This window comes from Kitasatospora sp. NPDC089509, from assembly GCF_044749365.1.
Classification (GTDB): Bacteria; Actinomycetota; Actinomycetes; order Streptomycetales; family Streptomycetaceae; genus Kitasatospora.
Genome location: NZ_JBIVHS010000028.1, coordinates 53166 through 69639, shown reverse-complemented (window position 1 = coordinate 69639; position 16474 = coordinate 53166). Strand labels below are relative to the sequence as shown.

At 75.9% G+C, this 16474-nt stretch carries 17 protein-coding genes; 9 read left to right on the top strand and 8 right to left on the bottom strand.

All coding sequences use genetic code 11. The annotated features are described in order from the left end of the window. Positions 1–58: 58 nt before the first annotated feature. A complete protein-coding gene (locus tag ACIP4P_RS37785; protein ID WP_400926769.1) occupies positions 59–907 on the bottom strand; it encodes a class I SAM-dependent methyltransferase in 849 nt (282 codons plus the stop codon). 140 nt (positions 908–1047) lie between these two features. Here ACIP4P_RS37785 and ACIP4P_RS37780 point away from each other — a divergent pair, with 140 nt between their 5' ends. Together ACIP4P_RS37780 and ACIP4P_RS37775 are read left to right on the top strand one after the other, a co-directional pair. Further along, positions 1048–1551 (top strand): AAA family ATPase, encoded by a 504-nt coding sequence (locus ACIP4P_RS37780; protein WP_400926766.1) that lies wholly within the window; start codon positions 1048–1050, stop codon positions 1549–1551. A gap of 122 nt (positions 1552–1673) precedes the next feature. Then, entirely contained in the window at positions 1674–2537 is an 864-nt protein-coding gene (locus ACIP4P_RS37775; protein WP_400926763.1) for an NAD-dependent epimerase/dehydratase family protein, read from the top strand. Between the two features lie 57 nt (positions 2538–2594). Here the strand turns inward: ACIP4P_RS37775 and fusA are convergent, their stop codons facing one another. The 3 genes from fusA to ACIP4P_RS37760 form a co-directional block, all read right to left on the bottom strand. After that, a complete protein-coding gene (fusA, locus tag ACIP4P_RS37770; RefSeq protein WP_400926760.1) occupies positions 2595–4655 on the bottom strand; it encodes an elongation factor G in 2061 nt (686 codons plus the stop codon). Between the two features lie 366 nt (positions 4656–5021). Then, positions 5022–5519, bottom strand: a complete 498-nt coding sequence (locus ACIP4P_RS37765; protein ID WP_400926757.1) for a hemerythrin domain-containing protein — start codon at positions 5517–5519, stop codon at positions 5022–5024. Between the two features lie 79 nt (positions 5520–5598). Then, positions 5599–6501, bottom strand: coding sequence for a DMT family transporter (locus ACIP4P_RS37760; protein WP_400926754.1), 903 nt, complete (start codon positions 6499–6501; stop codon positions 5599–5601). A gap of 48 nt (positions 6502–6549) precedes the next feature. Here ACIP4P_RS37760 and ACIP4P_RS37755 point away from each other — a divergent pair, with 48 nt between their 5' ends. The 5 genes from ACIP4P_RS37755 to ACIP4P_RS37735 all read left to right on the top strand — a co-directional run bounded on the left by ACIP4P_RS37755 (position 6550) and on the right by ACIP4P_RS37735 (position 10922). Next, positions 6550–7128, top strand: a complete 579-nt coding sequence (locus ACIP4P_RS37755; RefSeq protein WP_400926751.1) for a MarR family winged helix-turn-helix transcriptional regulator — start codon at positions 6550–6552, stop codon at positions 7126–7128. A gap of 31 nt (positions 7129–7159) precedes the next feature. After that, the gene (locus tag ACIP4P_RS37750; RefSeq protein WP_400926748.1) at positions 7160–7606 is read left to right on the top strand and encodes a PH domain-containing protein; all 447 of its coding nucleotides are present in this window, start codon (positions 7160–7162) and stop codon (positions 7604–7606) included. A 3-nt stretch (positions 7607–7609) separates the two neighbouring features. Continuing rightward, positions 7610–8155: a DUF6328 family protein gene (locus tag ACIP4P_RS37745; protein ID WP_400926745.1), complete on the top strand. Its 546-nt coding sequence runs from the start codon at positions 7610–7612 to the stop codon at positions 8153–8155. A gap of 304 nt (positions 8156–8459) precedes the next feature. Beyond that, positions 8460–10235 (top strand): Nramp family divalent metal transporter, encoded by a 1776-nt coding sequence (locus ACIP4P_RS37740; protein WP_400926742.1) that lies wholly within the window; start codon positions 8460–8462, stop codon positions 10233–10235. An 81-nt stretch (positions 10236–10316) separates the two neighbouring features. Then, positions 10317–10922: an AAA family ATPase gene (locus tag ACIP4P_RS37735; RefSeq protein ID WP_400926739.1), complete on the top strand. Its 606-nt coding sequence runs from the start codon at positions 10317–10319 to the stop codon at positions 10920–10922. 22 nt (positions 10923–10944) lie between these two features. Here ACIP4P_RS37735 and ACIP4P_RS37730 read toward each other — a convergent pair whose 3' ends face one another. Further along, positions 10945–11340, bottom strand: a complete 396-nt coding sequence (locus ACIP4P_RS37730) for a hypothetical protein (RefSeq protein WP_400926736.1) — start codon at positions 11338–11340, stop codon at positions 10945–10947. A gap of 155 nt (positions 11341–11495) precedes the next feature. On the opposite strand from ACIP4P_RS37730, the gene ACIP4P_RS37725 reads away from it, so the two are divergent. Further along, entirely contained in the window at positions 11496–12017 is a 522-nt protein-coding gene (locus ACIP4P_RS37725; protein ID WP_400926733.1) for an AAA family ATPase, read from the top strand. Positions 12018–12206: 189 nt separating this feature from the next. Here the strand turns inward: ACIP4P_RS37725 and ACIP4P_RS37720 are convergent, their stop codons facing one another. From ACIP4P_RS37720 to ACIP4P_RS37710, 3 genes are all read right to left on the bottom strand, one after another. Then, positions 12207–13802 carry an AMP-binding protein gene (locus tag ACIP4P_RS37720; protein WP_400926730.1) on the bottom strand — a complete coding sequence of 532 codons (1596 nt, stop codon included), beginning with the start codon at positions 13800–13802 and terminating at the stop codon, positions 12207–12209. A 106-nt stretch (positions 13803–13908) separates the two neighbouring features. Next, complete coding sequence (locus ACIP4P_RS37715; protein ID WP_400926727.1) at positions 13909–14637, bottom strand: HAD family hydrolase; 729 nt, start codon at positions 14635–14637, stop codon at positions 13909–13911. Between the two features lie 11 nt (positions 14638–14648). Then, positions 14649–14993: a transcriptional regulator gene (locus ACIP4P_RS37710; protein WP_350517484.1), complete on the bottom strand. Its 345-nt coding sequence runs from the start codon at positions 14991–14993 to the stop codon at positions 14649–14651. Positions 14994–15198: 205 nt separating this feature from the next. On the opposite strand from ACIP4P_RS37710, the gene ACIP4P_RS37705 reads away from it, so the two are divergent. After that, positions 15199–16458 carry an MFS transporter gene (locus ACIP4P_RS37705; RefSeq protein ID WP_400926724.1) on the top strand — a complete coding sequence of 420 codons (1260 nt, stop codon included), beginning with the start codon at positions 15199–15201 and terminating at the stop codon, positions 16456–16458. The last annotated feature ends 16 nt before the right edge of the window (positions 16459–16474 follow it).

Genomic DNA, 16474 nt, shown 5'->3' with positions numbered 1-16474 from the left:
CGGCCCCGGGGCCGGGCGGGCCCCGGAGTTCGGCCGGGCCCCGGAGTTCGGCCGGGCGCTAGCGGCGCAGGGCCGAGATCAGGCCGCCGGGCCCTTCCTCGCGCTGCGGCGGGGTGGTGATGGGGCGGCCGTAGGCGGCGGCGCGGTCGCGCAGGGTGTGGGCGGTGGCCTCCCAGCCGTGCCCGGCCAGCCAGTGGACCGGGTCGTCGGGCATCTCCGAGACCCACATCGACGCGGCCGATCCCGGCACGGCGTCCGCGGCGAAGCGTTCCAGGACGCCGCGCGAGCCCAGTGTCAGGCCCATCCGGCTGCCCGGCGCCGACTGGGCGCCGATCCGGGTCAGCAGCAGTTCCACCGCGTCCTGGGGCAGGTAGATCAGCAGGCCCTCGGCGATCCACGCGGTCGGCGCCGTCGGGTCGTGCCCGGCGGCGGCCAGCGCGGCCGGCCAGTCCTCCCGCAGGTCCACCGCGACGGTGGTCCGCTCGCAGCGGGCGACGGCCTGTTCCTGGCGCAGCACCGAGTCCTTGAAGTCCAGTGGCACGGCGGTGTCGACCTCGAACAACCGGGTGCCCTCGGGCCAGTCCAGCCGGTAGGCCCGGCTGTCCATGCCGGCGCCGAGCAGCACGACCTGCCGCACCCCGGAGGCGCAGGCCTGTTCCAGCAGGTCGTCGAGGAACTTCGTCCTGATGACGATGGAGAACGACACGGCCAGCCGGCGCCGGTGCGCGGCCTCGTCGCCGGGCGGCGGCGAGGAGGGCCACAGTCCGCCGGCGGCGGCGAAGGCCCGGGCGAGCGGGTCGCGGAACAGCGCGTCCTCGCGCTCGGTCTCCAGCGCCCGCACCCTGGCCACCCCCACGGCCGTGGCCCACACTCCCGACGGCTGTTCCCGCTGCTGCTCATCAGTCACCGCGCCAGCCTAGATGACCTCACACGAGGGGCCCGCGGGGCCTGCGGGGGCCGCGGGGTTCCAGCGCGAGCGCGCGAAGCCGACCGGGGCCGGACCTCGCGGGCCGGACCGGACGGGTGCGGCCGGTCTAACCTGGGACGATGACAGGACAGTTCGGCACCGTGGTGCTGATGTGCGGCCTGCCGGGGGCGGGCAAGACCACGTACGCGCTGGGGCTGGTGCGGCGCGGTTACGTCCGGCTCTCCATCGACGAGGTGGTCTGGCGGCGGCTCGGGGGGCGCGACGCCGGCCGGGTGCTGGCGGCCGAGGAGTTCGACCGGCTCAAGGAGGAGGTCCGGCGCGAGCAGCGGCGGGAGCTGGTCGACCTGATGCTGGCCGGGCGCGACGTGGTGGTGGACTACAGCTTCTGGAGCCGGGCCGCCCGCGAGGACTACAAGGAGCTGGTCGAACGTCACGGCTGCCGCTGGGAGTTGGTCCACCTCAAGGCCGACCGCGCGACCCTGGACCGCCGTCTGGAGCGGCGCAACAACGAGGACGGCGCCAACGCCGTCACCGTGGACCGGGCGCTGCTCGACCGCTACCTGGAGCACTTCGAGGAACCGGAGGGTGAGGGCGAGCGGGTCATCGCGCAGCCCCCGCCGTGAGGGTCCCGGCCCCCCAGCCAGGGACCGGCGATCCCTGGTTAGGCGGGTCTCTGCCGCCACCACCCGGCCCCGGGCAGGCTGGTGCCCGTCGGAGAGAGCAACTCCTCGAAGGGGACGGGACGATGGCGAGCATTCTGGTGACGGGCGCGACCGGTTCGGTGGGCCGGCGGCTGGTGCCGCGGCTGGCGCGGTGGGCCGGGGCCGAGGGCCGTTCGGTGCGGGTGCTGGTGCGGGACGCGGCGAAGGCGCGGCGGCTGGACCTGGACCTGGCCGGGGTGGAGGTGATGGTCGGCGACGTGTGCGAACCCGCCGACCGGGCGCGGGCGTTGGACGGCGCCGAGGTGGTGCTGAACGTGGCGGCGGCGCTGCGCGGGGTGCCGGACGGGCAGGCGTGGGCGGTGAACCGGGACGCGGCGGTGGCGCTGGGGCGCGCGGCGGCGAAGGCCGGGGTGGCCCGGTTCGTGCACACCAGCACCAACCTGGTGTACGGGCGGGGGCTGGGCCGCCCCGCCGTGGAGGGGGACCGGCCGGCGCCGCACCCCGCGTGGGGCGTGTACGCGCGCTCCAAGGCCGAGGCGGAGGCGGGGCTGCGCGAACTGGACGGTGAACTGCCGCTGGTGGTGGCCCGGTTGGCGTTCGTGTACGGGGAGGGCGATCCGCATCTGGCGCAGTCGCTGCGGTGGGCGGCGTCCTGGCCGGCCCACCAGCGCCTGGCGGTGGTGCACCACGCGGACGTGGCGCAGGCACTGTGGCGGGCGGCGGTGACCCCGGGCGTCGAGGGCCGCACCTACAACGTGTCGGACGACGCCCCGCTGACGGCCTGGGACCTGCACGCACTCAACGGCCTTGTCCACCCCGGCACTTCGGAGCAGGCGGACTTCGACCCGTGGGAGGGCCAGATGTCAACCGCGGCCGCCCGCCGGGACCTCGGCTGGCGCCCGCTGTACCCCTCGGCGTGGGCGGCGGCCGAGGCCGGGGCGCTGTGACCGCGCCGCGGTGGCCCGGCCCTCCCCCGCCGGGGAGGGGAGGGCCGGGCCATCGCGTCAGCGCCCCGGCGCGGGAGCCGGGGCGTAGCCGGCCGGGCGGGTGGTGAAGGTGCCGCGGCCCTGGGTGCGCGAGCGCAGGCGGCCCGCGTAGCCGAAGAGTTCGGCCAGCGGCACCAGTGCGCTCACCCGGGCCCCGCCGCCCCCGCCGTCGCCGCCACCGGTGCCCTGGATCTGGCCGCGGCGGGCGGCGAGGTCGCCCAGGACGGCGCCGAGCGCGTCCTCGGGGACGGTCACGGTCACCTCCGCGAGCGGTTCCAGCAGGTGCAGCCGGGCCGCGCGCAGCGCCTCGCGCAGGCCCAGGCGGGCGGCGGTGCGGAAGGCGAGTTCGGAGGAGTCCTTGGGGTGGGTGAGGCCGTCGGTGAGGGTGACGGCGAGGCCGGTGACCGGGTGGCCGCCGAGCGGGCCCTCGGCGAGGGCGTCGCGGCAGCCGGCCTCCACGGCCTGGACGTACTCGCGTGGCACCCGGCCGCCGGTGACGGTGGAGGCGAACACGAACCCCTCCCCCGCGGGGGCGTCGGCGAGGGGTGCCAGGTCGAACACGATGTGGGCGAACTGGCCCGCGCCGCCGTCCTGTTTGGCGTGCCGGTAGGTGAAGCCGGTGACGCCCTCGACCAGGGCCTCGCGCAGCGCGACCTGCGGCGCGCCGACGACGGCCTCGACGCCGGCGTCGCGGCGCACCCTCTCCACCGCGACCTCCAGGTGGAGTTCGCCCAGTCCGGACAGGGTGCGCTGGCCGGTCTCGGGGTCGGTGGCCAGGCGCAGCGAGGGGTCCTCCTCGGTCAACTTGGCGAGGGCGGCGGCGAGTTTGCCGGTGTCGGCGGTGCGGCGGGCCTCGACGGCGACGGTGACGACGGGTTCGGCGCTCACGGGTGCCTCCAGTCGGATCGGGTGGTCGGGGTCGCACAGGGTGGTGCCGGCGCGGGCGGTCCTGGGGCCGATGACGGCGACGATGTCGCCGGCCAGGGCGTGGTCGGTCTCGGTGTGGCGGTCGGCCTGGACGCGCAGGATGCGGGCGATGCGCTCGGTGCGGCCGGTGGCGGCGTCGAGGACGGTGTCGCCCTTGCGCAGGGTGCCGGTGTACAGGCGCAGGTAGGTGAGGCGGCCGGTGGGGGCCGCGGTGACCTTGAACGCCAGGGCTGTGAGGGGCAGTTGGGGGTCGGCGCGGTGCCGGGTCTGCTCGCCGGCCGAGGTCGGGGTCTCCAGGGGTGAGGGCAGGTAGGCGACGGCGGCGTCCAGCAGGGGTTCGATGCCGCGGTTGCGGTAGGCGGCGCCGGCCAGCACCACCACCGCCTCGCCGGTGCGGGTGAGTTCGCGCAGGGCGGCGGTGAGGGTGGCGGGGGTGAGGGTGGCGTGGGTGCAGAACTCCTCCAGGGCCCGGGGGTCGAGTTCGGCCACGGTTTCCTCCAGGGTGCGGCGGCGGGCGGCCGTCTCGGCGGCGAGGTGGTCGGGGACGGGGCCCTCGGTGAGGGTGCCGTCGTCGGACCAGGTCAGGGCGCGCCGGTGGACGAGGTCGACGACGCCGGTGAAGGCGTCCTCGGCGCCGATGGGCAGGTGGACGGCGAGCGGGCGCGGATGCAGGCGCTCGCGGATGGAGGCGACGGCGGCGTCCAGGTCGGCGCCGGCGCGGTCGAGTTTGTTGACGAAGGCGATCCGGGGCACGCCGTGGTGGTCGGCCTGGCGCCACACCGACTCGCTCTGCGGCTCGACGCCAGCGACGGCGTCGAACACGGCGACGGCGCCGTCCAGGACGCGCAGGGAGCGTTCGACCTCGTCGGCGAAGTCGACGTGGCCGGGGGTGTCGATGAGGTTGATCCGGTGTCCGGCCCAGGTGCAGCTGACGGCGGCGGCGAAGATGGTGATGCCGCGGTCGCGTTCCTGGGGGTCGAAGTCGGTGACGGTGGTGCCGTCGTGGACTTCGCCGCGCTTGTGGGTGGCGCCGGTCAGGTAGAGGATCCGCTCGGTGACGGTGGTCTTGCCGGCGTCGACGTGGGCGAGGATGCCCAGGTTGCGGACGGCGGCGATACCGGTGACGGCAGTGGTGGTGGTGTGGGTGCGCATGGCCCGGGTGCCTTTCGAGGCGGTTGTCTTCGGGTGGGCGCGCGATTGGGTGCAGTGCCGCGACGCGGGATTCCGACGATCCGTCAGATCGCTGTCCGCGCGGGGCCCCCGGCAGAGGGGGCGGGCGGGTTCAGGCGGTGGCGGCGCTGCTCCGGTGCCGGCCGCGCAGCGGGCACCGGAAGAGCGAGGACACCAGGATCACCTCGTACCGCGAGGCGGGAGAGGGGGCGGCGGCACTGTGCTTCGGCATGGCCGCTGCGCCCCCTCTCGTCGTCTGCTCGCTCGGTACGGTTCTCGGCGGGCCGCGCCTCGGGGCGGGGCCGCGTGGCGAGTGTAGGGAGACCGGACCCGGCGGGGCCAGGGGTTTTACGGCGCCTTCGGTGCGCGGAAGCGCAGCACCGGTTCCTGCCAGGTGTCCGCGTCCGGGACGCCGGCGTCCAGGGCGGCGCCGATGGCGCGTTCCTCGTAGCGGAAGTGGGACTCCATGACGGCGGCCAGGCCGTCGAGTTCGCGGCCGATCGCCGCCAGGTCCGCGTGCGGCAGGGTGGCGGCCTCGTCGGTGAGTTCGCGGACCCGGGTGAGGATGCCGGTGATGAGGCCGTGGTCCTCGACGAGCTTGGCGACGGTGGGGGCGAGGTCGGGGCGTTCCCGTACCAGGGCGGCGAACAGGCCTTCGTCCTCGCCCTGGTGATGGCTGGTCAGGGCGGTGCAGAAGGCGAGGCAGTGGGTGAGCAGCGCGTCGTCGGGGAGGTGGCTCCGGCCCAGTGCGGTGCGGACGTTGGCCAGGCGGCGGCGCAGTTCGCGGTGTGCCTGGGAGAGCTGGAGACTGAGGGCGGCCGTACGGCCGGTGACGGGGGAGGCCACGGGTGGGCGGGTCCCTTCGGTGGTGCACCTCCATGCCTGGCGCGGTCCGCCACCGGCACGCGATGCGGCGCTCATCCGATCACGGCACCCGCCGCCCGGGCAAGCCCTCGGCCACCGCATCGGCCGGCTGAGCAGGCCGGTCGCGGGGCCGGCCGAGCAGGATCCCGGCGCCGACCAGCGCCAGCCCCGCCGCCTGCCGCACCCCCAGTTCCTCCCCGCCCAGGGCGGCGCCCAGCAGCACCCCGGCCAGCGGGTTGAGCAGTCCGAGCAGGCCGACCGTGCCGGCCGGCAGGTGGCGCAGCCCGGCGAACCAGCAGGCGAAGGCCAGGGCGGTGGCCACCAGGGCGGTGTAGCCGAAGGCGAGCAGGGTGGGGGTGTCCAGCGGCGGGGGCGCTCCTTCGACGGCGGCGGCCAGCGGCAGCAGTACCAGGGCGCCGGCGCCCAGCTGCCAGGCGGTGGCGGCCAGCGGGTCGGCGCCCTCGCGCCAGCGGACGGAGAGCACGTAGCCGACGGAGGAGACCAGCATCGCGCCCGTCGAGGCGGCCAGTCCGGCCCAGCCGGGCGTGCCGGTGCCGCCGAGCACGGCCAGCGCCACCCCGGCCAGTCCGGCCAGCGCGCCCGCCAGGTGGGCGGGGTGGGGGTGCTGGCCGGCCAGCACCCGGGCGGCGAGCAGCATGGCCAGCGGGGAGGCGGCCATGACGGTGGCGGCGGTGCTGGTGGGCAGCAGCTGGGAGGCCAGGTAGAGCAGGACGAAGAACGCGGCGGTGTTGAGCAGTCCGAGCAGCGCGCTGCGCCACCACCAGGGGCCGTGCGGGCGGCGGCGGGCGAGGGCGAGCAGCAGCAGCGCCGCCGGCAGGGCGCGCAGGGCGGCGCCCCACAGCGGGCGGTCGGCGGGCAGGTAGGCGTGGGTGACGTAGTAGTTGGCGCCCCAGGCGAGCGGGGCGAGGGCGGTCAGCAGCACCCACCGCACATTGGCTTCCATGGAAGACAATATAGCTTCCCGGGAAGCTGTCCGGGGTAGAGTGGTCCCATGGAGCACACCGAGCACGCCCGGCCGGGCGCCCACCCGGCACCCGGGGACCGGGTGGAGGCGATCCAGGCCGAGTGGCGGCGCGAACGCCCCGACCTCGACGTCTCCCCGCAGGCCGTGATCGGGCGCCTGCACCGCCTCGCCGACCGCCTGAGCGCCGAACTCGCCGCCGTCTACCGGCACTACGGCCTGGGCGAGGGCGAGTTCGACGTGCTGGCCGCGCTGCGCCGGGCCGGCGCCCCGTACGAGCGGGCCCCGGGCGAACTGGCCGCGCACACCATGGTCACCACCGGCGCGATGACCAAGCGGATCGACCGCCTGGAGCGCGCGGGCCTGGCCACCCGCCGCACCGCCGAGGGCGACCGGCGCGCCCGGGTGGTCGCCCTCACCGGGGCCGGACTGCGCCTGATCGACGAGGCGTTCACCGCCCACATGCGCAACGAGCACCGCCTGCTCGCCCACCTGGAGCCCGCCGAGGCCGCCGCCCTGCAGTCCCTGCTCACCACCTGGCAGCACCGCCTCGACGGCGCCGGGGCCGGGGACGACGCCGGGGAAGGGGACCGCCCCCTCCCCCGCTGACGGCCCGCACCCGGCCCCCTACCATCACCCGGTGGAAACCCGAAGATTCACGCTCAGCCGCGCCCAGCGCCGCCGCACCGAGGTCCCCGTCGCGGTCATGACCGTGCTGCTGTGCGGCCTGCCCTGGCTGGCCTCCTGGCAGCTGGCGGCGTTCCTCTCCGCGATCTGGCTGCCCCCGGTGCTGTGCACCGTCCCGCAGGACCTGTACGGCTCCACCGAGCTGTCCGGGCGCGGCCTGCACCTGCGCACCCCCTACCGGCGCCGCTTCCTGCCCTGGGCGGAGATCACCGAGGTCACGATGCGCGAGCGCGACGGCAAGGGCGGCCCGCGCCGCCAGCTCCTGGCCCACCGCGCGACCGGCCGCCCCGTCACCCTGCCCGGCCTGCGCGCCTTCAAGAGCGAGCCCGTCGAGTGGCAGGAGGTCGACGTGCGCCACCGCACGATCCTCGACCACCACCGCCGCGCCGCCACAATGTGACCCATGGACAGCAGCCCCCCTCCCCCGCCCGACCACGCCGACGAGCCCGCGCCCGCGCCCGACCCCGGGCCCGCGCCGCTGCCGCAGGGCTGGGAGAACCCGGCGGTGCGGGCCGACCGGCGCCTGGTGGAGCTGCTGCAGGAGCTGCGGGTGCTGCAGACCGGCGTGCAGATCGTCTTCGCGTTCCTGCTCGGTGTGGCCTTCACCCCGCGCTTCGCGGAACTGTCCGACGCCCAGCAGGACATCTACGTCACCACCCTGCTGCTGACCGTGGTGGCCGCCGCCGTGTTCGCCACCCCGGTGGCCCTGCACCGCGGGCTGTACCGCCACCCCGGCAAGGCCCGCATCGTCCACGTGTCCGCCCGCATCGCCCAGTACGGGCTGCTGCTGCTCGCCTGTGCGCTGAGCGGCGCGGTGCTGCTGGTGCTGGACGTCGTGCTCGGCACCGCGGCGGCCGTCGCGATCACCGCCGTCATCGCGCTGATCTTCGCCACGCTGTGGTTCGTCCTGCCCTGGGCCCTGCGCCGCGCCGCCCGCGACCGGCCCTGACCGCACCCCGCGCCTGAGCGCGCCCGCCCCCAACCCGCCTTTTCCCGGCCCGAGTTGATGAGCCGTTCACGTGCCGTGGACGAGCCGGACGTGCTCCGTTGACGAATTGACAGGTCACCGTCGATCAGGGGCATACTGGCGCTGCCCGACGGCCCCGGGGCGGCCCCGCCGCCCCACCGGGAGCCGCCCGCACCCCAGCACCCGACCGCCCGACCGGCCGGGCCGGACACGCCCGCCCCGCGCCCTGCGCCCTGCCCCCGGCAGCGGCGTGTCCTCGGCCTGCCCGCCACCGAGGAGAGGCGCCATGGCCTTCCACCCCACCGCCCCGCCGCCGGCCCCCGCCCCCGCCCGGCCCGGCGCGACCCCGCAGGGCGCGGTCGCGGACAGCGCCCACCTCGGCGACATCGTCGGCGCCCTCGGCACCATCCGCCGGGACGACCCCGCCGAGCCCCGCACCCGCCGCCAGCGCCTGAAGGCCCTGCTGGTCGTGATGGGCCCGGGCCTGATCGTGATGGTCGGCGACAACGACGCCGGCGGCGTGGCCACCTACGCCCAGGCCGGCCAGAACTACGGGATGAAGCTGCTGTGGACGCTGGCCCTGCTGGTGCCCGTGCTCTACGTCAACCAGGAGATGGTGATCCGCCTGGGCGCGGTCACCGGCGTCGGCCACGCCCGGCTGATCTTCCAGCGCTTCGGCCGGTTCTGGGGCATGTTCAGCGTCGCCGACCTCTTCCTGGTCAACGCCCTCACCCTGGTCACCGAGTTCATCGGCGTCTCCCAGGCCCTGGACCACTTCGGCGTGCCCAGGACCGTCTCGGTGCCGCTGTCCGCCGTGCTCCTGCTCGCCGTGGTGGCCGGCGGCTCGTTCCGGCGCTGGGAGCGGTTCCTGTTCGCGCTGATCGCCCTCAACGCGGTCGTGCTGCCGATGGCCCTGCTCGCCCGCCCCCGCGCCGACGAGAGCGCCGCCGGCCTGCTGCCCCAGTTCCCCGGCGGGCTGAACTCCACCCTGCTGCTGGTCATCGTCGCCATCGTCGGCACCACCGTCGCCCCCTGGCAGCTGTTCTTCCAGCAGTCCAACGTCGTCGACAAGCGCATCACCCCGCGCTGGATCCGCTACGCCCGCGCCGACCTGCGCATCGGCATCGCCGTGGTCACCGGCGGCGCCGTCGCCGTCATGGCCACCGCCGCCTTCGCCTTCGAGGGCACCGACGCCGCCGGCGCCTTCACCGACGCCCAGGGCGTCGCCGAGGCCCTCACCCGCCACGGCGGCCACACCCTGGGCACCCTGTTCGCCCTCGCCCTGCTCGACGCCTCCCTGATCGGCGCCAACGCCGTCGGCCTGGCCACCACCTACACCCTCGGCGACACCTTCGGCCGGCGCCACTCCCTGCACTGGCGCCCCCGCCAGGCCCCCCTGTTCTACGCCGGCTACGCCGTCCTGATCGCCCTGGGCGCCGCCGTCTGCCTGCTCGCCGACGACCACCTCCAGGGCCTGATCACCCAGGGCGTCCAGGCCCTGGCCGGCGTCCTGCTGCCCTCCGCCACCGTCTTCCTGCTCCTGCTGTGCAACGACCGCCCGGTGCTCGGCCCCTGGGTCAACACCACCCGCCAGAACGTCACCGCCGGCGTCATCGTCTGGGTCCTCGTCCTGCTCTCCCTGACCCTGACCGCCGAGACCTTCCACCCCGGCCTCACCACCGCCCAGCTCGCCCTCGGCTTCGCCGCCGGCGCCCTGATCGGCCTGGTCGGCGGCGTCCTGATCATCCTGCACACCCAGTACACCGAACAGAGCGCCCGCATCGAGGCCTTCGTCACCCGCCACACCAAGCCCGCCCCCGGCCCCACCGGCGAGACCTGGCTGATGCAGGTCCAGCACCCCGACGGCTCCCCGCTCACCCGCACCCAGCGCCGGGCCCACCTCGAACACGACCGCACCCACTGGCGCACCCCCGCCCTGGACACCCTGCCCCGCCCGCAGTTCTCCGCCCTGCGCAAGGCCGGACTGCTCACCCTGCGCGGCTACCTGCTGCTCGCCGTCGCCCTGGTCGCCGTCAAGACCGTCCAGCTGTACACGGGCTGACCCGCACCGCACCGCGCCGCAGCCGGCCCACTCCCCCGAAGCACCCCCCGAACTGCCCCCGCCCGCCCGTAGGGTGAACGCATGCACACCGACCACCGCTCCTGGGATGTCCTGCTGATCGGCGGCGCCTCCGGCCTCGGCAAGAGCCGCGCCGCCGCCCACCTGGCCGCGCAGCACGGCGCGTTCACCGTCGAGTTCGACGACGTCGTCGCCGCCCTCCAGGCCATCACCACCCCCGGCAGCCACCCCGACCTGCACCACTTCGCCGCCCGCCCCGACCCGGAACGGGACCTGGGCACCGACCGCGTCGTGGAACTGCAGATCGCCACCGCCCACGCCCTGGACGAGGCCCTGCTCGGCGTCGTGCGCAACCGCCTGAGCGTGGACGTGCCCGCCGTCGTCGAGGGCGACTACCTCACCCCCGAGGCCGCCGCCCGCGCCCGCGCCGAGGCCGCCGCGCTGGGCCGGCGGGTGCGCGCGGTGTTCCTCCACGAGGCCGACCCGGCCCGCATCGACGCCAACTACGCCGAGCGCGAACCCGGGGCCGGCCCCCAGAGCGCCCGCGCCGCCGTCAGCGCCCGCTACTCCGCCTGGCTCGCCGACCGGGCCCGCGCCCACGGCCTGCCCGTACTCGACTGCCTCCCCTATGAGACCCTGCCCGAGCGCCTGGCCGCCGCCCTGGGGTGAACGGCCGGGCGCCCGGGGACCCTCACGAGCCGGCCGGGGCGTCCTCGATGTCCGAGATCAGCTTGGTGGCCAGGTCGCTCTGCACCGCCAGCACGGTGTGCCCGGCGTCCGGGCCGCTGCCCCAGGTCAGCGTCACCGTGGTGAACAGGTGCCCGGCGCCCGAGTCGTGGTAGCGCACCTCCCAGGCGGTCGGCACGTCCTGGGCGCGCAGCACGCCGTCGGCGTGGTTGGCCTCCTCCCAGGCCGCCAGCCGCTGGCGCAGGTCCTCGGTGAGGTAGTGGGCGCGCAGGCGCTCCGACAGGTCGTCGGTGCCGTCGGCGACGGCGTCGATGTAGGCGCCGTAGAAGTCGGCCACCCGGTCGACCGCGGAGTCCGGGCTGCCGCTGCGGGTCACGGTGCCCGTGTCGGTGTCGGTCATGGGTTCTTCCCCTCCGTCCGGGCCCGGGCGGCGCTGCGCCGTTCGGGCCGTCTGGTCCTTCTCAGGGGTCCAACGAGCCCCGGGCGGTGGGGGTTTCGGGTACAACGTCCCGACAGGGGCCGCGGTGTCGGCGCCCGGGACGGGAGGGTGCGGCGGTGCTGATCGTGGTGGGCGGCGGGCCGGGCAGCGGCAAGACGACGCTGGCGCGGGCGCTGGCCCTGGCCGTCGGCTGTCCGCTGGTCAGCCGCGACGAGGTCAAGCAGGGCCTGCTGCACGCGGGCACCCGCGCCGAGGCCCCCGACGAGGTGGTGCGCGACGCCTTCTTCGGCGTCCTGGGGGTGCTGGTGGGCGCCGGGGTGAGCGCGGTCGCCGAGGCCGCCTACCAGGACCGGCTCTGGCGCCCGGGCCTGGCGCCGCTGGCCGGGCGCACCCAGGTGCGGGTGGTGCACTGCCGGGTGGACCCGGCCCTGGCCCGGCGCCGGATCGCCGCCCGGCTGGCCGCCGACCCGCACCGCGCCGCCCACGCCGACGCCCGGCTGCTGGCCGCCCCGCCCGGGGCGGGCAACCTGCTGGACGACTTCACCCCGCTCGCCCTGCCCGTGCCGTCGCTGTGGGTGGACACCGGCGACGGCTACGACCCGCCGCTGGCCGACGTCGTGGCCTTCACCCGGAGCTGACCGGGCGGGCGGGCACGGGAGTTCAGGGCGTGCCGCCGCTTCGGCGCCGCTCGCGCCCGTCGAGCCGCCCGTGGCGCATCCCGTCCCCCTTCGCCGGGGTCGGACTCCCGCTCCCGGAAAGGGACTTGCCGCAGCGGGCGGCCGGCTCCACCGGCCGCCCGTCCGGGCGGGGCTCAGTGCGGGAGGGGCTCAGTGCGGGAGGGTCTCGCGCAGGCGCTTCTTGTCGGGCTTGCCGACCGGGGTCAGCGCGATGGCGTCCACCAGGTGGAGCGCCTCGGGGGCGTAGATGCGGCCCTTGGCGGCGGTGACGAAGGCGCGGATCTCCTCCAGTCGCGGGTGCCGGCCCGGGGCGGGGACGACGGCGGCGTGGACGTGTTCGGCCTGCTGTTCGTCGCGGACGCCGTAGACGGCGCACTGGGCGACGTCCGGGTGGGTGAGGAGCAGTTCCTCGACCTCGGTGGGGTAGACGTGGCCGCCGACGACGATGATCAGGTCCTTGAGGCGGTCGGCGAGGTAGAGGTAGCCGTCGGCGTCGAGGTAGCCGATGTCGCCGGTGTCCAGCCAGCCGTCGCGCAGCACCTGGGCGGTGAGGTCGGGGCGCTTCCAGTACCCGGCCATGAGGGAGGCGGAGCGCACGTGCACCTGGCCCTGCTCGCCGACGGGCAGCTCGGTGCCGTCGGCGTCGCGGATCGCCACCTCGACGCCCGGCAGGGGGCGGCCCACCGAGATCTGGCCGCCGTGGCCGACGCGGTCGTGCTCCTCCGGGGCGAGGACGGCGATGTTCTGCGCCTCGGACATGCCGTAGCCGCTGACCAGGACCGGCCCGAACACCTCGATCGCCTCGCGGATGCGGGCCGAGGAGGAGGCGCAGCCGCCGTAGGCGATCCGCTGCAGGCTGGACAGGTCGGTGCGGGCGACGGCCGGGTGGTCGAGCAGCCGGTAGAGCAACGGGGGCAGCACCCACAGGTCGGTGATGCGTTCGCGTTCGATCGCGGCGAGGACGTGGCCGGGGTCGAAGGAGCGCTGGAGGACGACGGAGCCGCCGTGGTGGAGGACCACGTCGCTGTAGACGCCGGCGAGGTGGGCCAGGGAGGTGGCGGCGAGGAAGCGCGGTGGCACGGCGTCGGGGCGGGGGTCGGCGAGGGGGCCGTCGAAGGCGCGGCGGTAGGGGCCGTGGAGGCTGAGGATGCCCTTGGGGATGCCGGTGGTGCCGCCGGTGTGGCGGATGCCGAGGTGGTCGTCGGGGCCGACGGGGACGCCGGGGTCCTCGGCGGGGTGGTGGGCCGAGGCGGCGATGACGTCCTCGCCGATGGCCTCGGCGGCGGGGTCCTTCGGCCCGGGGCCCAGGGTGAGGACGGTGGGGCGGCCCGGTCCGTCGAGCAGCGACAGCAGGGCGGGGGCGTCGGCGTACCGTTCGGCGTCCACGAGCAGCAGGGTGGTGTCGACGCTGGCGGTGATCTCGGCCAGGACGGGGGCGCTCATGCCGTCGTAGAGGTTGACCACCCGGGCGCCGGCCAGGCCGGCGGCGTAGCGGGCGACGAGGGCTTCGGCGGTGTTGCCGGTGAGCAGGGTGACGGTGGTGCCGCGGCCGGTGCCGCGGGCGATCAGCTCGTGGGCGAGGCGGTAGGCGGTGGCCGCGAGGTCGCCGGCGGTGATCTCGGTGCCGTCGGCGGTGGTGACGGCGCGTCGGTCGGGGGCGGCGGTGAGGGAGCGGAGGATCAGGGCGGGGGCGCTGACGAACTCCTGGTCGGGCCTGGCCACTTCTTGTGTGTAGGGTGCAACCATATTCCCACCCTAGTGCCACCGCTGGTCCTGCGGTGGGGAGTTGGGCCGGGTGTGGCGGCGGGAGGTCGGCCCCGCCGGCTTCCCGCGCGGGCCCGGCCCGGCGGCGTCAGGGGGTGAGGGCGCGGGGCAGGTCGTCGAGGGTGTGCAGGACGTGGATGCCCTCGGCGACCGGGGCGGCCGGGGCGGTGGCGGCGCCGGCGCGGTGGAGCCAGTAGGCGTGCAGGCCCGCGTCGCGGGCCCCCTGGGCGTCGAGGGCGTAGTTGTCGCCGACGTGGGCGACCTGGTGCGGGGGCAGGCCCAGGGCGGCGCAGGCGGCGTGGAAGATCCCGGCGGCGGGCTTGGGTTCGCCGTGCTGCTCGGAGCAGACGAGGACGTCGCCGAGGTGGTCGAGCAGGCCGATGTCGGCCAGTTTGCGGCGCTGGTGGTCGGTGTCGGAGTTGGAGACGACGCCGAGGCGGTAGTGGGGGGCGAGGCGGGTGAGGGCGGGCAGGGCGTCGGGGAAGGCGGTGCGGGCGGCGTCGCGGTGGGCGGCGTAGCCGGCGAACCAGGCGCCGGCCCACTCGTCGGTGAGGTGGTCGGCGCCGTCCTGGCCGAGGTGGGCGAGGAAGCGGCGGGTGCGTTCCAGCTGCTGGGCGCGGAAGGTGAGTTCCCCGGCGAGGTAGCGGGCGTACTGGGCGTCCATGACGGTGTGCCACAGGGTGAGCGCGGCCTGCGGGGTGGGGAAGCGTTCCAGCAGGCCGAGGTCGCGCAGGTGGGCGAGGATGCCCGCGCGTTCCGCGCCGGAGTAGTCGAACAGGGTGTCGTCGACGTCGAAGAGCACGCCCTTGATCGGCATCGGCGTTCCTCCTAGCGGGCCGCGGCGGGGACGGGGGCCGGGGCGGAGGTGAGGAGGGCGTCGAGCAGGCCGGGGAAGCGGGTGTCGAGGTCGGTGCGGCGCAGGCGGACGAAGCGGTTGCGGCCGGCGACGCGGGTGGTGGTGACGCCGGCCTCGCGCAGGACGCGCATGTGGTGGGAGACGGTCGACTTGTGGAGGTGCTCCAGGCCGAGGTCGCGGGGGGCGCAGGAGTGTTCGGCGCCGTCGGCGTAGCTGAGCAGCAGGCGCATGCGGACGGGGTCGCCGAGGGCGTGCAGGACGGTGACGAGGTCGATGTCGGCGGTGGCGGGCTGGGGCAGGCGCTCGTCGTCGGTCATGGGTTCGGCTCCGGTCCTCGGGTCCTGCGGCGGGTCGGCGGTCAGTGATCGGCGGTCGGCGTTCGGCGTTCGGCGTTCGGCGTTCGGCGGGGATGGTTTGACAATCATCCACCAATCCCCGATTGTTTGGCGAGCATCAAACCGTTGCATACTCATCCAACAATCCGGCCGGACCCGTCCGACCGTCACCCCGGGGGGCCCTCCCGTGCCCGTACGCCTGCTCCTGCTCGCCCTCGGCACCTTCGCCATGGGCACCGACTCCATGGTCGTGGCCGGCATCCTCGGCCCGATCTCCGCCGACCTGGGCGTGTCGGTGGGCGCCGCCGGCCAGCTGGTCACCGTCTTCGCGCTCGGCTACGCGCTGCTGGCCCCGCCGCTGGCCGCCGTCACCGCCCGCTGGCCGCGCCGGCGCCTGCTGCTGACCGCGCTCGCCTTCTTCACCGTCGCCAACGCCCTCAGCGCCCTCGCCCCCAACTACCCGCTGCTGCTGGCCACCCGGGTGCTGGCCGCCGCCGGGGCCGCCCTCTACACCCCCACCGCCAACGCGGTGGCCACCACCCTGGTCGCCCCCGAACGGCGCGGCCGGGCGCTGGCCACCGTGCTCGGCGGCATGACGGTGGCCACCGCGCTGGGCGTGCCGCTGGGCACCTGGGTCGGGCGCGCCGACTGGCGGGCGACCATGTGGCTGGTCACCGCGCTGGGCCTGGCCGCGCTGGCCGGCCTCGCCGCCCTGCTGCGCGGCCTGCCCGCCCCCGCCGCCGCCCCCGCCCTGCGCGCCCGCCTGGCCCCGCTGGGGCAGCGCCGGGTGCTGGGCGCCGCGGCCACCACCCTCGCCTTCTTCCTCGCCTTCCAGAGCGTCTACATCTACCTCGCCACCGCCGTGCACGGCGCCACCGGCGGCGACGCCGACCGGCTCAGCCTGATCCTGCTCACCACCGGCGTGATGTCGGTGGCCGGCAGCTGGCTGGGCGGGCGCCTGGTCGACCGCACCGGGGTGCGCGCCGTGCTGCTGGCCGGCTCCGCCGTCGCCGCCTGCGCCTTCGCCGCGCTGCCGTGGCTGGGGCGCAGCATGCCGGGGGCGCTGGGGTACGCGGTGGTGGTGCCGCTGGCGGGGTGGGCGGTGTCGGTGGCGCTGCCGCACCGGCTGGCCTCGCTCGATGCGGCGAACGCGCCGCTGCTGATCTCGCTGAACAGCAGCGCGCTGTACCTGGGGACGGCCGCGGGGGGCGTGGCGGGGTCGGCGGCGATCGCGGTGCTGGGGACGCGGTGGTTCCCGCTGGCGGCGGCGGTGCTGGCGCTGGTGGCCTGCGCGACGGCGGCGGCCACCACCCGCGACCGGCGCCCGGGGGCGCGGGCGCTGGCCGGGGCCGGGGCCGGCGGGGTGAAGTCTCACGCTAAAGCCGAGGTTGAGACTGGAGTCCAGAACGAGGTCCGGGAGGAGGCCGGGGCGCGGCCGCGGGCCTGAGGCACCGGGGCGGCGG

Excerpts from the sequence above, each read along its gene's own strand:
- ACIP4P_RS37780 (WP_400926766.1), top strand. The coding sequence starts at position 1,048 with ATGACAGGACAGTTCGGCACCGTGGTGCTGATGTGCGGCCTGCCGGGG.
- ACIP4P_RS37775 (WP_400926763.1), top strand. The coding sequence starts at position 1,674 with ATGGCGAGCATTCTGGTGACGGGCGCGACCGGTTCGGTGGGCCGGCGG.
- fusA (WP_400926760.1), bottom strand. The coding sequence starts at position 4,655 with ATGCGCACCCACACCACCACCACTGCCGTCACCGGTATCGCCGCCGTC.
- ACIP4P_RS37760 (WP_400926754.1), bottom strand. The coding sequence starts at position 6,501 with ATGGAAGCCAATGTGCGGTGGGTGCTGCTGACCGCCCTCGCCCCGCTC.
- ACIP4P_RS37755 (WP_400926751.1), top strand. The coding sequence starts at position 6,550 with ATGGAGCACACCGAGCACGCCCGGCCGGGCGCCCACCCGGCACCCGGG.
- ACIP4P_RS37745 (WP_400926745.1), top strand. The coding sequence starts at position 7,610 with ATGGACAGCAGCCCCCCTCCCCCGCCCGACCACGCCGACGAGCCCGCG.
- ACIP4P_RS37740 (WP_400926742.1), top strand. The coding sequence starts at position 8,460 with ATGGCCTTCCACCCCACCGCCCCGCCGCCGGCCCCCGCCCCCGCCCGG.
- ACIP4P_RS37735 (WP_400926739.1), top strand. The coding sequence starts at position 10,317 with ATGCACACCGACCACCGCTCCTGGGATGTCCTGCTGATCGGCGGCGCC.
- ACIP4P_RS37730 (WP_400926736.1), bottom strand. The coding sequence starts at position 11,340 with ATGACCGACACCGACACGGGCACCGTGACCCGCAGCGGCAGCCCGGAC.
- ACIP4P_RS37720 (WP_400926730.1), bottom strand. The coding sequence starts at position 13,802 with ATGGTTGCACCCTACACACAAGAAGTGGCCAGGCCCGACCAGGAGTTC.
- ACIP4P_RS37715 (WP_400926727.1), bottom strand. The coding sequence starts at position 14,637 with ATGCCGATCAAGGGCGTGCTCTTCGACGTCGACGACACCCTGTTCGAC.
- ACIP4P_RS37710 (WP_350517484.1), bottom strand. The coding sequence starts at position 14,993 with ATGACCGACGACGAGCGCCTGCCCCAGCCCGCCACCGCCGACATCGAC.